This is a genomic window from Streptomyces poriferorum, from assembly GCF_019399235.1.
In the GTDB taxonomy this organism is placed as follows: Bacteria; Actinomycetota; Actinomycetes; order Streptomycetales; family Streptomycetaceae; genus Streptomyces; species Streptomyces poriferorum.
In genome coordinates this window covers 81,789-96,658 of sequence record NZ_JAELVH010000017.1, presented here as the reverse complement: position 1 = coordinate 96,658, position 14,870 = coordinate 81,789, and the positions used below count along the sequence as shown (strand labels likewise).

The following is a 14,870-nucleotide window of genomic DNA, read 5'->3' as shown; positions in this document are numbered from 1 at the left end:
GCCGCAGTCCGCCGCCCCATCGTTCGCCCCGCCCGCACAGGCGTCGGCCCCCGCGCCGTCCTTCGGCGCCCCGGCCGCACCGCAGGCCCCGCAGCCCGCGCCGTCCTTCGGTGCACCGGCGGCTCAGGCGCCTGCTCCACCGCAACAGCAGATGCACGCAGCGCCGACCATAGCGGCGCCGCTGGCTCCGCAGGGCGGCAGTGTGCCGCCGCCCGCGCCCGCTCCTTACGGGCAGCCGGGGCAGCCGCCCCAGCAGCCGCAGTTCGGGCAGGTTCCGGCGCAGGCGCCCGCGCCGTTCGGACAGCAGGCCCCCGCGCCCTACGGGCAGCCCGCTCCGGCTCCGTACGGACAGCAGCCGCCCGGCATGCCGCAGGGTGTGCCCCAAGGAGTGCCGCAGGCCGGGGCCGGCCTGCTGGCCGCGCTCCAGCCGTACAAGGAGACCGCCACCGGCCAGCGCTGGACCCCGCAGAACCAGCAGCTGATGCGCGTCGACCTCACCATGGGCGGAAGCGGAGTGCTGGCCCGGCAGGGCAGCATGGTGATGTACCAGGGCAAGGTCGACTTCGGCTACAAGGGCGCAGGTTTCGCGGGCCGGATGGTCGGCAATGCCACCGGCCAGGAAATGCAGCTGATGCGCTGTACCGGCCGGGGACAGGTCTTCCTCGCCGAGGACGGCTCCCATCTGCACGCCATCGAGCTCCAGGGCGATGGCATCTGCGTCTCGGCGGAGAGCGTCCTCGCCTTCGATGAGTCGCTGCAGTACGAGGTCCGCAGGATCGAAGGCCATGGCATTCCCGGCGGCGCCCTGTTCACCATGCAGTTCCAGGGCACCGGCACCATCGTCGTCAAGACCCATGGTGTCCCCGTCGTCCTGCCGGTCACCCCGACCACCTTCGCCGACTGCAATGCCGTCGTGGCGTGGTCGGCCGCGTCCCAGGTGATCATCTCCAGCCAGGTCCGGCTGCGCCGCAACGCCTATCCCGGGCACAGCGGGGAGACCGTGAACCTCCAGTTCCGGGGTGCTCCCGGCAACTTCATCGTCGTCCAGCCCTACGAGGTCTGAGGGAGCCCGTCATGAATCAGCAACTCGCGGGCTACGCCCCGACCCCCGTCACGGCCCGGATGGAGAACCACGGCCATTCGATGCTGAAGGTCGCCATGGCGACCGGCCAGGACCTGTACGCCCGCACCGGCTCGATGGTGGCGTACGAGGGCTTCATCCAGTACGAGCCCAACCCGCCCGCCGTCCGTCAGATGGCCTCCCAGTGGATCACCGGCGAGGGCGCGCCCCTGATGAAGTGTGCCGGAGACGGTCTGCTCTACCTCGCCGACTACGGCGCCGACGTGGTCGTCATCAATCTCAACAACGACTCCCTCTCGGTCAACGGCACCAACCTCCTCGCCTTCGACAGCCACCTCACGTGGGGTGTCGAAAGGGTCAAGGGGCTCGCCAAGTTCGCCGGCCAGGGCCTGTGGAACGTCTGTGTCTCCGGCACCGGCTGGGTCGCGATCACCTCGCGCGGCACGCCGATCGTCGTCGACTGCGGACGAGGCGAGGACGAGACGTACGTCGACCCGGACGCCCTCGTGGCGTGGTCCCCGAACCTGAAGGTGAAGGGCAAGCGCAGCTTCAAGGCCTCCTCGCTCATCGGGCGGGGCAGCGGCGAGGCGTTCCAGATGGCCTTCTCCGGCCAGGGGATCGTCGTCGTCCAGCCGAGCGAGGACAGTACCGACCGCCTGCGGGTCCGGAACTGACGGGGAGGGAGAACCCACCATGCAGAGTTCGCTTTTCAGCTACACGGAACAGCAGTCCCAGGAGCGGTACACGGTCCAGAACCCGCAGCTCCTGCGGGTCTCGCTGACCGGCCACGACGACGTCCTCGCCCGTAAGGGGGCCATGGTCGCGTACCAGGGCCTGATGGAGTTCGACGGCGAGTACCAGTCGCAGGGGCAGCGCCGCGCCCGCGCCGGCACGGGTGAGGGCCTCGACCTGATGCGCTGCTCCGGGCAGGGCACGGTCTACCTCGCCAACCTCGCGCAGTACGTCCACGTGGTGGACGTCGACCGCGACGGTCTGACGGTGGACAGCTCCTACGTCCTGGCGCTCGACTCGTCCCTCCACACCGAGGTCATCGCGGTGGACAGTCAGTACGGCATTTCGGGCACCGGCAAGTACCAGCTCAACATCTCCGGCACCGGCAAGGTCGCGCTGATGACCTCCGGTCAGCCGCTGATGATGCAGGTCACGCCCGACAAGTACGTCAACGCGGACGCCGACGCGATCGTCGCCTGGTCCAGCTCCCTGCGGGTGCAGATGCAGGCCCAGACGCACTCCTCGGGCGTCTTCCGCCGGCGCGGCAACACCGGCGAGGGCTGGGAGCTCAGCTTCCTCGGCCAGGGCTTCGCCCTGGTACAGCCCAGCGAGGTACTGCCGCCGCAGAGTGCGCAGATCGGCCAGGGGCTGGGTGCCCAGTACGGCATGGGGCAGCAGGGGTCCCACGCCCAGAACCAGAACAACGCCTGGAACTGAGCCGTACTGCCCGCTCTTGTGTACGAGGGGTGGGGCGGGCGCGGTGCCATGGACGGGTAAGGGGCGGCCTCATGGGAGGCCGCCCCTTACCCGTACCGTCCGCTCCCGGCTACCGGCCGGCGTCCAGGGCGGCGCGCGTGCGTTCCATCAGGCGGACAACCGAGGAGTCGGCGACCTCGGCGACCTCGTCGTAGCGGAACCAGCGCAGATCGAGTGACTCCTCGCTGATCCGCTCCGCCGCGCCCGACGGCGCCAGCGCCGCGTACTGCACGTCCAGGTGCCAGTGGCACGGTGCGGGGATCGGATGCCGGTCCAGGACCACCGGCCCACCCTCCAGCAGGGTCAGCCCGGCGATGCCGGACTCCTCCGTCGCCTCACGCAGCGCGGCGGCGGCCACGGTGGCGTCGCCGGGCTCGCAGTGGCCACCCATCTGCAGCCACATCCGCAGCTTCCGGTGCAGCGTGAACAGCACCCTGCCGCGCTCCGGGTCGACGACCAGGGCGCTGGCCGTCAGATGCCCGGTCCCGCAGGCCTTCCACATGCCGTCGGGGTGCAGCGCCAAGTGGTCCAGGTAGGCCTGGCGCAGATCCTCCTGGGCGGCGTCCGCCGCGGAGCCGTAGTCCTTCAGTACGCGGACGGCGTCGTCGTGCAGGCTCACTTGTCGGTGTCGTCCTTGCTGTCGTCGCCCTCGGACCCGTCGCCCTTGGTCCCGCTGCCGCCGTCGGCGACGTCAGTGCCGGGGGCGGGCTTCTGCGGCCCGTTCGCCGCCTCGCCGAGCATTTTGTCCAGCTCGGAGAAGTCCAGCTGCTCGTGATGGACGAATCCGTCCGGATCGTCCAGGTCGTGGGCAGTGGGCAGCATGTCGGGGTGCTCCCACAGCGCGTCGCGGCCGTCCAGCCCCCGCGCGTCCGTGAGCGAGGCCCACAGCCGCGAGGCGTCACGCAGCCGGCGCGGACGCAGCTGGAGACCGATGAGCGTGGCGAAGGTCTGCTCGGCGGGACCGCCGGAGGCACGGCGCCTGCGCATCGTCTCGCGCAGCGCGTCGGCGGAGGTCAGCCGGGACTTCGCGGCCTCGTGGACCACGGCGTCCACCCAGCCCTCGACGAGCGCGAGCGCCGTCTCCAGGCGGGCCAGGGAGGCCTTCTGCTCCGGGGTGTCCTCCGGCTGGAACATGCCCTGCTGAAGGGCGTCCTGCAGCTGCTCCGGGTTCGACGGGTCGAACTGGCCGACCACGTCCTCCAGCTTGCTGGTGTCGACCTTGATACCGCGCGCATAGCCCTCGACCGCACCGAACAGATGCGAGCGCAGCCACGGCACATGGGCGAAGAGCCGCTGGTGAGCGGACTCGCGCAGGGCCAGGTACAGCCGAACCTCGTCCTGCGGCACGCTCAGGTCCTTGCCGAACCGCTCGACGTTCAGCGGAAGCAGCGCGGCCTTTCCGGCCGGTCCGAGCGGCAGCCCGATGTCGGTGGAACCGACCACCTCGCCGGCGAGCACCCCGACGGCCTGTCCGATCTGCTGGCCGAACATCGCACCGCCCATCGACCGCATCATGCCGATCAGCGGGCCCGCCATCGCCTGCATCTCCTCGGGCAGCACATCGCCCATGGCGAGGCCGACACGCTCGGCCACCGGGTCGACCAGCTTCTGCCAGGCGGGGAGGGAGGCCTCCACCCACTCGGCACGGCTCCACGCCACGGTCGAGACGGAACCGGAGGGCAGCGACGTCACGCCGTCCAGCCAGAGGTCCGCCAGGCGCAGCGCCTCGTCGACCGCGGCACGCTCGGACGGGCCGACGCTCGCGTCCTTGGTGCCGTCGGCGGTGCCCTGGGAGACCGTCTGGCGGGCGATCTGCTTCGCCATGTCCCAGTTCACGGGACCGCCCTCGTAGCTCAGCATCTGGCCGAGCTGCTGGAAGGCCGCGCCCAGGTCGTTCGGGTTCATGGAGCCGAACATGGCGGCGAAGGGGTTGTCACCGCCCGCGCCGGGGCCGAAGCCGAACGGGTTCGCCGGACCGCCCGAGCCCTGCCCACCTCCGGTGGGGTCGTTCTTCTTGCCCTTGTCGCCGTCGTCCGGCTCCTCCGGCGGAACGCCGAATCCGAATGGGGTGTCACTCACGGGTTTCCTCGGCTCGTAGGGCCGCCGGCTCGAACCGACGGCGACTGCCCGACATCACCATCCAGCGTAGACACCAAGTCCGCTCAGGGCCTCAGTGCTCCGCCTGCTCCCGGCCTGCGGCAGGATGGACGCCACCTGGTACGTACGCGTCATTCGGGTACGTACTGAAGACAACCGCTGGAGACGCCCGGTGAGTTCCCCAGATCCGCAGGTTCGCGCAGCGCGAAACCTGGCCGACCCTTCGCCTGAGAACAAGCCTGAAAACAAGTCCGAGAGCAAGTCCCAGATCAGGGCCGAGGACAAGACCCACGACAAGGACGACAAGACCCACGACAAGACCGAGAACAAGGCCGTCCGCAGCCGCTCCAGGAGCCGCGGCCCCGTCGTGGCCGTCACCGGAGCCGCGACGGGTGTCGGTGAGCTGCTCACCGCACGTCTGGCGGCCTCCGAGGAGATCAAGCAGGTCATCGCCATCGACGAACGCCGCGGCGAGGTGTCCGAGGCGACGTGGCACGTCCTCGACGTGCGCGACCCGGCGATCGCGGAGAAGCTGCGCGGCGCCGACGTGGTGGTGCACCTGGCGCTCGATCTCGACCTGGAGACCGATCCCGCCGCCCGTACCGCGTACAACGTGCGCGGCACCCAGACCGTGCTGACCGCGGCCGCGGCCGTCGGCGTCCACCGGGTCGTGCTGTGCACCTCGGCGATGGTCTACGGCGCGCTGCCCGACAACGACGTCCCGCTCGCCGAGGACGCCGAGCTGCGCGCCACGGCCGAGGCGACCGGCGTCGGCGACCTGCTGGAGATCGAACGGCTCGGCCGCCGCGCGCCCCGCGCCCACCCCGGACTCCAGGTCACCGTGGTCCGTCCCACCGTGCTCGTCGGCGGTACGGACACGGCCCTGACCCGCTACTTCGAGTCGCCGCGCCTCCTGGTCGTCGCCGGGTCGCGCCCCACCTGGCAGTTCTGCCATGTCGACGACCTGGTCACGGCACTGGAGTACGCCGCGCTGGAGAAGATCGACGGAGAGTTCGCGGTCGGCTGCGACGGCTGGCTCGAGCAGGCGGAGGTCGAGGAGCTCAGCGGAGTCCGCCGGATGGAGCTTCCCTCGGCTGTCGCGCTCGGTGCCGCCGCCCGGCTGCACCGGATCGGTCTGACCCCGTCCCCGGCGGGGGACCTGGCGTACACGATGCACCCCTGGGTGGTGAGTGTGAGCAGGCTCCACGATGCGGGCTGGCGCCCGAGCTGGACGAACGAGGAGGTGCTCGCCGCGCTCCTCGAAGAGGTCGAGGGACGGCACACCGTGGCCGGCCGTCGGCTCGGCCGCAAGGACGCGACCGCGGCCGGTGCCGCCGGTGCGACCGTGGCGCTGCTCGGCACCGCGGCCCTGGTACGCCGTGCCCGCAAGGCCCGCCGCCGCTTCTAGCGCGCTGACCGGCACCGCTCGCCGGGAAGGGCGCCGGGAGAACGGCGACTGGGCGGCGCCGGAAGGGCACCGGGCCGCGTCCGGGGTCGCGCGACGGTGGCTGGAGCCCCGGCGCCTGTAGGAGGCTCCAAGGCCGCCGGCGCCCCGCCGGGTGAAAGCCGCATTCCGCGATGCCGTGGCGGTACGGCACGATGGCTGCATGGCACCCACGTACGACCACCCCGGCGAGCAGGCGGCACAGGACCCCATCCGGCTGCTGGAGATCCGCGACACACCGCTGTCCGTGGACGAGGTCTTCCGCGCCGTCGGCGACGATGCGGCGGGAGGCACCGCGCTCTTCGTCGGTACCGTGCGCAATCACGACAGCGGCCAGGACGTCGGGGCGCTGGGCTATTCGTGCCACCCCTCGGCGCAGGACGAGATGCGCCGGGTGGCGGAGAAGGTCGTCGCCGGGTACCCGGTCCGGGCGCTGGCCGCCGTCCACCGGGTGGGTGAACTGACGGTGGGCGATCTGGCGGTGGTGGTGGCCGTCTCCTGCCCGCACCGCGCAGAGGCCTTCGAGGCCTGCCGCAAGCTCATCGACGACCTCAAGCACGAGGTTCCGATCTGGAAGCACCAGCAGTTCTCCGACGGTACGGAGGAGTGGGTCGGCGCCTGCTGAGCTCAAACCACCCGGGCGGGCTTCCACCCCGATTTGCGTAACCCCACCCCTGCCATGAGCGTTGGTCCTGCGGATGGTTAATCTGCTGATCGTTCCGTTGCGGTCGCTCATGGGGCAGGGAGGTCGTCATGGCAGCACTCGCCTGGTTGTTGATTCCGCTTTTTGCTGCGCTCGGTGCTGCGATATGGGGAAGCTGGGCCGCCCGTAATCGCACGACCGGCGATGTCACCGAGCTCGCCGGCTACGCCCGGTTCCGTGAGGCGATGGAGCGCTCGCACTCCGTTTCGGAGCCGGTCGAGCAGATATCGAACGTCTGACGCCACACCGGTCGTACGCAGTCGCCAATCCGCTGACCGGCAGCCTCCGGATCCGCCGCCCGGCACCCTCGCCACGCCCGGCCGCGGCCCTCGTACGGACCGGCCCCGACGGTGCACTGACAGGCCCTTCCCGTACTGTCGTTCCATGCCACGCCGCACCGCGACGATGCTCGCCTCCACCCTGATCCTGATCGCGCTGCTCTGCGCAGGCGTGCTGATCAAAGTGCCGTACTCGGAGATGTCCCCCGGGCCGACCGTGAACACACTCGGCAAGGTCGGCGGGGAGCCCGTTCTGCAGATCACCGGCCACAAGACGTACGAGACGTCCGGCAATCTCAACATGACGACGGTCAGGGTCACCGGCGCCGACTACAACATGAACCTCATCGAGGCCGTCTACGGATGGCTGGGCCACGACAGCGTGGTCGTCCCGCACGACACGCTCTACCCGGACGGAAAGACCGAGGAGCAGTCGACGCAGGAGAACGCCGAGGAGTTCAGCCAGTCCCAGGAGAGCGCCAAGGTCGCGGCCCTCACCGAGCTGGGCATCCCGGTGTCCTCACGGGTCGTCGTCTCCACCGTCCTCAAGGACAGTCCCTCACAGGGCGAGCTGCACGCGGGCGACGTGATCAAGGCCGTCGACGGCACGGCGGTCAAGCAGCCCGAGGACGTGGCGAAGCTCGTCACCAAGCACAAGCCAGGTCAGGAAGTCACCTTCACGGTCATCCCGGCCAAGACCGCGGCGGCGGCCGAGAAGGCCGGCAAGGAGCCCGAGGGCACCGAGAAGATCACCATCACCACGGAGAAGGCTCCCAAGGAGAACCGGGCGATCGTCGGCATCCAGGCGGGGACGGACCACACCTTCCCGTTCGAGATCGACATCAAGCTCGCCGACGTGGGCGGTCCGAGCGCCGGTCTGATGTTCTCCCTCGGCATCGTCGACAAGCTGACCCCGGGGCAGCTGACGGGCGGCAAGTTCATCGCCGGCACCGGGACGATCGACGACAAGGGCAAGGTCGGACCGATCGGCGGGATCAACATGAAGCTCGTCGGCGCACGCGACGCGGGCGCACGCTACTTCCTGACCCCCGACGACAACTGCGAGGCGGCCGCGTCCGACACCCCGGACGGACTCACGCTGGTCAGGGTCAAGAACATCGACGACGCCACGAAGTCGCTGGAGAAGATCCGCACCGGGGACGCGGCCGGACTGCCGAGTTGCTCGACAGGCTGACCGCCTCCCCACCGGTGCGGGACGGCCGGGTCAGGACTCGAAGGTCGCGGCCAGCGCCTCGGCCAGCCCCGGCACCAGGCCGGCGCCGGTCAGCACGTCGTTCGGCGAGTCCTTCTCCCGCAGGCGTACGGCCGACTCACGGGCGCCGTCCCGCAGGACCGCCACGGTCATCCGCACCTCCTGCCGGTCGGGGTGCTTCGCGACCCACTTGGTCAGCTGGGCATCGTTGAGACCTTCCGGTACGGAGGTCTCGGCGGACGGCGGCAGCATCAGCCGCTCGACCGTCATCGCGCACCCGACGACCGCGTCGGGCCAGGCGATCGTGGCGAGGAACTCGTCCAGTGCGGTACCTGCGGGAAGCTCCTCCTGCTCGATAGGGGTGAGTGCGGCGGCCTTCGAGCCGTCGTCGAGGCCGAGCTGAGCGGCGAGTCCGGGCTCCTGGACCCGCAGCCGTGCGGTGTCGACGAGGGCGAAGAGCCGGGCGGGCTGGTCCCAGCCGAGACCGGAGATGTACTCGTCGATTTCGAGCACGGCGACGGTGAGCGGGCTCGCGGCCATCGGAGGGCCTGAGGGGGAAACGTTGGGCATGGACAACATCCTGCCTCCTTCCGCCCCCGGAACGGGAACTAGGTAAAGCCTCAGTAAGTTGCATAGGTGGGCTCTACGATCGCTGGGCCCGCTCCACACGACCGCGAACTTCGAGGTGCGCACGTTGGCTTTCCAGATGCCGGACCGCGGCGGAGGCCCGACCGGGCCACGGATCAGAGTCGGCCGCCCGTCCCGGCGCGCCCGAACCCTGCTCATGACACTGGGCGTCCTGGCGGTCCTCGCCATGGCGTTCGTCATGTTCGCGGGGTTCTGGACGGACTGGCTCTGGTACAGGTCGGTCGCGTATTCATCCGTCTTCACCACCACCCTGTGGACCAAGATCGGGCTGTTCCTCGTCTTCGGACTGCTGATGGCCGTCGCCATCGGTGTGAACATCTGGCTCGCGCACCGGCTCCGGCCGCCGCTGAGCGCGATGTCGCTGGAACAGCAGAGCCTGGACCGCTACCGGATGAGTCTCGCCCCGTACAAGAAGTGGGTGCTGCTCGCGATCACCGCGCTCGTCGGTCTGATCGCCGGAGCATCCGCCTCCGGCCAGTGGCGTACCTGGCTGATGTATGTGAACGGGGTGTCGTTCGGTCAGAAGGACCCCCAGTTCCACCTGGACGTGTCCTTCTACGCCTTCGACCTGCCGTGGTACCGCTTCCTGCTGGGCTTCGGCTTCGCGGCCACGGTGCTCTCGCTGATCGCCGCCGCACTGACCCATTACCTGTACGGCGGGCTGCGCATCACCAGCCCCGGCGCGCGGGCGACGGGGGCGGCCACCGGTCATCTCTCGGTGCTGCTCGGCATCTTCGTCGCGCTGAAGGCCGTGGCGTACTGGCTCGACCGTTACGGGCTGGCCGTGAAGTCGAGCGACTTCAAGGCGACGGACAACTGGACGGGCCTGCGGTACGTCGACGCGAACGCCTATCTGCCGGCGAAGACCATCCTGTTCTGCATCGCCGCGATCTGTGCCGTGCTCTTCTTCGCGACGCTCTGGCGCCGCACCTGGCAGCTTCCGGTGATCGGGTTCGGGCTGATGGTCCTCTCCGCGATCCTGATCGGCGGGCTCTACCCGGCGATCGTGCAGAAGTTCCAGGTCCAGCCGAACGAGCAGGCCAAGGAAGCCCCGTTCATCCAGAAGAACATCAAGGCCACGCGTGACGCCTACGACATCGATGACGCGAAGGTCACCGACTACGCGGGCAAGTCCACGACGGACGACGACGCGAAGCTCCGCGCGAGCGCGGACGCCGCGGCCAGTTACCGGGTGATGGACCCCAACGTCGTCTCCCCGGCCTTCCAGCAGCTCCAGCAGAAGAGGAACTACTACCAGTTCCCCAAGACGCTGGACGTCGACCGCTACAAGGACGAGGCCGGCAAGGAGCAGGACACGGTCATCGGTCTGCGCGAGCTCAACCTCCAGGGCATCCCCAAGCGCAACTGGATCAACGACCACTTCACCTACACCCACGGCTACGGCGCGATCGCCGCCCGGGGCACCACCACCGGTACCAACCCGAAGGGATCTCCCGACTTCACGGAGTCCGGCCTGCCGACCACCGGAGAGCTGGGCAAGTACCAGCAGGAGATCTACTACGGCGAGAAGACCGAGCAGTACTCCATCGTCGGCGGGCCCCAGAAGGAGCTCGACTACGAGGACGACGGCGAGAAGACCACCAGCTACAAGGGCAAGAGCGGCGTCAGCCTCTCCAACGCCTTCAACCGCGCCGCGTACGCGGTGGCCTTCAGCGAGCCGCAGATCCTGTACTCGGGAGCCATCGGCGAGGGTTCGCGGATCCTCTACAACCGCACGCCGAAGGAGCGCGTCGAGGCGGTCGCCCCGTGGCTGACCATCGACGGCGACGCCTACCCGGCCGTGGTCGGCGGAAAGATCCAGTGGGTCGTCGACGCGTACACCACGACCAACGGCTACCCGTACGCCTCGCGCACGACGCTCGGTGACACCACGGCCGACTCGCTGACCACCAACCAGCGCGCGGTCGTCGCCCAGCAGAACCAGGTCAACTACATCCGCAACTCGGTGAAGGCCACCGTCGACGCGTACGACGGCAAGGTCACGCTGTACGAGTGGGACACCGAGGACCCGGTCCTCAAGACCTGGCGCAAGGCCTTCCCCGGAACCGTGAAGTCCAAGGCGGACATTCCGCAGGACCTCATGGACCACCTGCGCTACCCGCAGGACCTGTTCAAGGTGCAGCGCGAACTGCTCACCCGCTACCACGTCACGAGCCCCGCGCAGTTCTACAGCGGCAGTGACGCCTGGCAGGTCCCGGATGATCCGACCAACAAGGAGTCCGGTGCCGTCCCGCCGTACTACCTGAGCATAAAGATGCCGGATCAGACGGCTCAGAAGTTCTCGCTGACGACGACGTTCACGCCCAAGGGACGACCCGACCTCGGGGCGTTCATGGCGGTGGACGCCGACGCGGCCAGCAAGGACTACGGCACGATAAGGCTGCTGAGAGTCACCACCACGGTGAAGGGCCCGGGCCAGGTACAGAGTGAGCTCAACGGCAACGACGACGTCGCCGAGTTCGTGAGAAACCTCAAGGGCACCGACTCCGACATCGAGTACGGCAACCTGCTCACGGTGCCGCTCGAAGGGGGCTTCCTCTACATCGAGCCGGTGTACACGCGCGGTGGCACGCAGAACTACCCGCTGCTGCGCAAGGTCGCGGCCTCGTACGGATCGAAGATCGTCTTCGAGAACAGCCTCGGCGAGGCGCTCAACGCGGTCTTCGGGGTGGACGGCTCCGATACGACCGAGCCACCGGCCGATACGACCGAGCCACCGGGTGACACCACGGAGCCGCCGGCCACCGGTGACGCCGCGCTGAAGAAGGCGATCGCCGATGCGCAGAAGGCCTACACGGCAGGTGAGACGGCCCTGAAGGAGCAGGACTGGACCGCCTACGGCAAGGCCCAGGAGGATCTGCAGGACGCGCTGGAGCGGGCAGCTGCCGCCCAGCCCAAGTCCGGCAGCGCGAGCTCGACGGATGAACCGAAGAAGCCTGCGGCGTCGGCGAGTGCCGACAGCGGAGGCTGAGTAACCCGGTAAAGCTTCATCCCCGCGTCGTGGTACGGTTTGAACACAACGACGCGGGGTGGAGCAGCTCGGTAGCTCGCTGGGCTCATAACCCAGAGGTCGCAGGTTCAAATCCTGTCCCCGCTACTGAAAGACGAAGGCCCGGATCCTCCAGGGGATCCGGGCCTTCGTCATGTCGTGGTGACTTTATTGTGCAGTCTGCGTGAAGTGCGGTTCGTGGGGCGTTAGTTGGGCACGAGCGTGTTTGACTTGTCTCTCTGTGGGCATGTCGACAAAACGCTGTAGTGACCTCACTGGCCGCGATTTACCAGGTGTACGCGGGTTGCAGGTGGTGCGACGATGGTATTTATGGGGGACAGGGCAACTCTGTTGGAGACAGGGCGGTTTGTGCAGCAGCGCGTCCATCCGGCGGAAAAAGTGGCGGATGTGGCATTCGCTGGTGCCGCCGCGCAGTACAACGACCACATCGAGACCGCCGAGACTGCGGAGTGTGCCGCGACCGTCGACAGTGCAGAGACCGCAGAGACCGCCGACGGTGTGGAGAACGCCGAGAGTGCGGAGACCGCGGCGAGCGCGGACAACGCCGAGAGCGAGGCACGCCATCGCCGTGCCGCCGATGCCGGTGACACCGTTTCGATGAGCGTTCTCGGCGCGCTGCTGCTGCGCCGGGGCGACCTGAGCGGAGCCGAGGCGTACCTGCGCGGGGCCACCGCGGACGGCGATCGCGCAGCGGCCAACAACCTGGGTGTCCTCCTGCACCAGCGTGGCTACGCGGACGAGGCGGCCGGCTGGTGGCGCATCGCCGCCGTCGCCGGTTCCGCCGCGGCGGCGCACGCCCTCGGGCGCCACTACCGCGAGCGCGGTGACGAGCCCGGGGCCGAGTACTGGCTGCGCCAGTCCGCGGAGCAGGGCCACGCGCTGGGGGCGTACGCCCTGGCCGACCTGCTGGAACACCGCAGCGACGTGGGCGCGGAGCGCTGGCTGCGCGCCGCGGCCGAGCAGGGACACCGCGAGGCGGCCTACCGGCTGGCACGCATGCTGGAACGCAACGCGACGGAGGACGCGCACGACGCGTTCGGCCGCCCCGGCCTGGGTCCGCGCACCGGACCCGAGTCCGAGGCGGGTGCCGGCGTGCGCCGGTCCGTCGTGCGCAAGGACGACAGTCCGGTCGCCGGCCCCGACGCCGGACGCATGGGCGAGGCCGAGCAGTGGTACCGGCAGTCCGCCGCGCGCGGACACCGCCGGGCGGCCCTTCACCTCGGAGCCATCCTCGAACAGCGCGGCGAGCTCAAGGAGGCCGGCCGCTGGTACCTCATCTCCGCCAAGGCGGGCGAGGCCCGGGCCGCCTGCGCGCTCGGCTTCCTGCTGCGCGACGCGGGCGACCAGGAGAGCGCCGCCGTGTGGTGGCTGCGGGCCGCCCAGGACGGCGACGGCAACGCCGCCAACGCGCTCGGCGCCCTGCACGCTGCCCGGGGCGAGCAGCAGACCGCCGAGCGCTGGTACCGCGCGGCGATGGACGCGGGCGACGTCAACGGCGCGTACAACCTCGGGCTGCTCTGCGCCGCCCAGGACCGTACGCCGCAGGCCGAGCAGTGGTACCGGCGCGCCGCCTACGCGGGCCACCGCGAGGCAGCCAACGCCCTGGCCGTGCTCCTGCTCCAGGCGGGCGACGCGACCGGCGCGGAGCCCTGGTTCTCCAAGGCGGCCGAGGCCGGCAGCGTCGACGCGGCCTTCAATCTCGGCATCCTGCACGCCGGGCGTGACGAGGACCGTACGGCCCTGCTCTGGTACGAGCGCGCCGCGGCGGCCGGCCACACCGAGGCCGCCCTTCAGGTCGGCATGGCGCTGCTGCACCACGGTCAGGAGCGCGAGGCCGAACGGCATCTGCGCTGCGCGGCGGGCGGCGGCAGCGCGGAGGCGGCCTTCCGGCTGGCCGGGCTGCTGGACGCGCGCCAGCCACCGCCCGGGCCTCCCGCGCTCGGCGAGCCCATGCCGGACAAGACCGAGTGCGAGGAGTGGTACGAGCGTGCCGCCGAGCAGGGGCACCGCCGCGCCCAGGTCCGCGTCGGCATGCTGGCCGCGGCCCGGGGAGACGTGGAGAGCGCCGCCCGCTGGTACCGGGAGGCGGCCGAGTCGGGCAGCCGCAACGGAGCCTTCAACCTCGGACTGCTGCTGGCCCGAGAGGGCAGCGAGCGAGAGGCCGCGCTGTGGTGGAGCCGTGCCGCGGGCGACGGGCACGGGCGGGCCGCGCTGCGCCTCGCCCTGCTGGCCGCGCGCCGCGGTGAGCTCAGCGAAGGGCAGCGGTGGTGCGCCCGCGCCGTCGAGTTGGGGCCCGCGGAGGTCGCGGAGCGCGCGGGACGGCTGCGCGATGCGCTGCATCAGGAACTGACCGCGTAGAGGCGCGCCCGGGTCCGCTGGACCGACCATGTGGAGGCGCGTCCGGGCTCGCTGAGCTGACCGCGCGGAGGCGCGCCCGGACCCGCTGGACCGACCATGTGGAGGCGCGTCCGGGCTCGCTGAGCTGACCGCGCGGAGACGCGCCCGGACCCGCTGGACCGACCATGTGGAGACGCGCCCGGACCCGCTGAGCTGACCGCGCAGAGGCGCGCCCGGGCTCGCTGAACCGACCGCGTAGAGACGCGCCCGGGCTCGCTGAACCGACCGCGCAGAAGCGCGCCCGGGCTCGCTGAACCGACCGCGCACAGGCGCGCCCGGACCCGCCAAACCGACCGCGCAGAGGTGCGTCCTGGCCCCCTCGATGTCCCTCCGGGAGGGCCCGGGAAAGGGATTTGCGCTGGTCCAGGGCGTGACGTACTGTGGGGATCACAACGACGCGGGGTGGAGCAGCTCGGTAGCTCGCTGGGCTCATAACCCAGAGGTCGCAGGTTCAAATCCTGTCCCCGCTACTGAAGACAGAGGGCCGGAT

12 protein-coding genes and 2 tRNA genes are annotated in these 14,870 nt (G+C 70.1%); 11 read left to right on the top strand and 3 right to left on the bottom strand.

Annotation, left to right across the window (positions count from 1 at the left end; all coding sequences use genetic code 11):
• The 3 genes from JGS39_RS05520 to JGS39_RS05510 all read left to right on the top strand — a co-directional run.
• Positions 1-1,063: AIM24 family protein (locus tag JGS39_RS05520; RefSeq protein WP_219567578.1), on the top strand; the 1,063-nt coding region annotated here is incomplete at its 5' end.
• Between the two features lie 11 nt (positions 1,064-1,074).
• Positions 1,075-1,755, top strand: a complete 681-nt coding sequence (locus JGS39_RS05515) for an AIM24 family protein (protein WP_219567577.1) — start codon at positions 1,075-1,077, stop codon at positions 1,753-1,755.
• A 19-nt stretch (positions 1,756-1,774) separates the two neighbouring features.
• Positions 1,775-2,530 carry an AIM24 family protein gene (locus JGS39_RS05510; protein ID WP_219567576.1) on the top strand — a complete coding sequence of 252 codons (756 nt, stop codon included), beginning with the start codon at positions 1,775-1,777 and terminating at the stop codon, positions 2,528-2,530.
• A gap of 109 nt (positions 2,531-2,639) precedes the next feature.
• On the opposite strand, the gene JGS39_RS05505 is transcribed toward JGS39_RS05510, so the two are convergent.
• On the bottom strand, positions 2,640-3,188 hold the full coding sequence (locus JGS39_RS05505) for an NUDIX hydrolase (RefSeq protein ID WP_219567575.1): 549 nt from the start codon (positions 3,186-3,188) through the stop codon (positions 2,640-2,642).
• Positions 3,185-4,648: a zinc-dependent metalloprotease gene (locus JGS39_RS05500; protein WP_219567574.1), complete on the bottom strand. Its 1,464-nt coding sequence runs from the start codon at positions 4,646-4,648 to the stop codon at positions 3,185-3,187. Before JGS39_RS05500 ends, JGS39_RS05505 begins: the two co-directional genes overlap by 4 nt.
• A 190-nt stretch (positions 4,649-4,838) precedes the next feature.
• Here JGS39_RS05500 and JGS39_RS05495 point away from each other — a divergent pair, with 190 nt between their 5' ends.
• From JGS39_RS05495 to JGS39_RS05480, 4 genes are all read left to right on the top strand, one after another.
• The gene (locus tag JGS39_RS05495; protein WP_219567573.1) at positions 4,839-6,074 is read left to right on the top strand and encodes an SDR family oxidoreductase; all 1,236 of its coding nucleotides are present in this window, start codon (positions 4,839-4,841) and stop codon (positions 6,072-6,074) included.
• A 199-nt stretch (positions 6,075-6,273) separates the two neighbouring features.
• The gene (locus tag JGS39_RS05490) at positions 6,274-6,735 is read left to right on the top strand and encodes a molybdenum cofactor biosynthesis protein MoaE (RefSeq protein WP_219567572.1); all 462 of its coding nucleotides are present in this window, start codon (positions 6,274-6,276) and stop codon (positions 6,733-6,735) included.
• 128 nt (positions 6,736-6,863) lie between these two features.
• Complete coding sequence (locus tag JGS39_RS05485; RefSeq protein WP_136329457.1) at positions 6,864-7,052, top strand: hypothetical protein; 189 nt, start codon at positions 6,864-6,866, stop codon at positions 7,050-7,052.
• Positions 7,053-7,197: 145 nt separating this feature from the next.
• The gene (locus JGS39_RS05480; protein ID WP_219567571.1) at positions 7,198-8,286 is read left to right on the top strand and encodes a YlbL family protein; all 1,089 of its coding nucleotides are present in this window, start codon (positions 7,198-7,200) and stop codon (positions 8,284-8,286) included.
• A gap of 30 nt (positions 8,287-8,316) precedes the next feature.
• Here the strand turns inward: JGS39_RS05480 and JGS39_RS05475 are convergent, their stop codons facing one another.
• A complete protein-coding gene (locus JGS39_RS05475; protein WP_236062997.1) occupies positions 8,317-8,883 on the bottom strand; it encodes a PPA1309 family protein in 567 nt (188 codons plus the stop codon).
• A gap of 127 nt (positions 8,884-9,010) precedes the next feature.
• Here JGS39_RS05475 and JGS39_RS05470 point away from each other — a divergent pair, with 127 nt between their 5' ends.
• From JGS39_RS05470 to JGS39_RS05455, 4 genes are all read left to right on the top strand, one after another.
• On the top strand, positions 9,011-11,944 hold the full coding sequence (locus JGS39_RS05470; protein ID WP_219567588.1) for a UPF0182 family membrane protein: 2,934 nt from the start codon (positions 9,011-9,013) through the stop codon (positions 11,942-11,944).
• A gap of 52 nt (positions 11,945-11,996) precedes the next feature.
• Positions 11,997-12,070: transfer RNA gene (locus tag JGS39_RS05465), tRNA-Met, on the top strand.
• Between the two features lie 213 nt (positions 12,071-12,283).
• Positions 12,284-14,341 (top strand): tetratricopeptide repeat protein, encoded by a 2,058-nt coding sequence (locus tag JGS39_RS05460; RefSeq protein WP_219567570.1) that lies wholly within the window; start codon positions 12,284-12,286, stop codon positions 14,339-14,341.
• Between the two features lie 435 nt (positions 14,342-14,776).
• Positions 14,777-14,850 (top strand) — tRNA-Met (locus tag JGS39_RS05455).
• The last annotated feature ends 20 nt before the right edge of the window (positions 14,851-14,870 follow it).

Coding starts and splice junctions, on each gene's coding strand:
- JGS39_RS05515 (WP_219567577.1), top strand. CDS start 1,075: ATGAATCAGCAACTCGCGGGCTACGCCCCGACCCCCGTCACGGCCCGG.
- JGS39_RS05510 (WP_219567576.1), top strand. CDS start 1,775: ATGCAGAGTTCGCTTTTCAGCTACACGGAACAGCAGTCCCAGGAGCGG.
- JGS39_RS05490 (WP_219567572.1), top strand. CDS start 6,274: ATGGCACCCACGTACGACCACCCCGGCGAGCAGGCGGCACAGGACCCC.
- JGS39_RS05485 (WP_136329457.1), top strand. CDS start 6,864: ATGGCAGCACTCGCCTGGTTGTTGATTCCGCTTTTTGCTGCGCTCGGT.
- JGS39_RS05480 (WP_219567571.1), top strand. CDS start 7,198: ATGCCACGCCGCACCGCGACGATGCTCGCCTCCACCCTGATCCTGATC.
- JGS39_RS05475 (WP_236062997.1), bottom strand. CDS start 8,883: ATGTTGTCCATGCCCAACGTTTCCCCCTCAGGCCCTCCGATGGCCGCG.
- JGS39_RS05470 (WP_219567588.1), top strand. CDS start 9,011: ATGCCGGACCGCGGCGGAGGCCCGACCGGGCCACGGATCAGAGTCGGC.
- JGS39_RS05460 (WP_219567570.1), top strand. CDS start 12,284: ATGGTATTTATGGGGGACAGGGCAACTCTGTTGGAGACAGGGCGGTTT.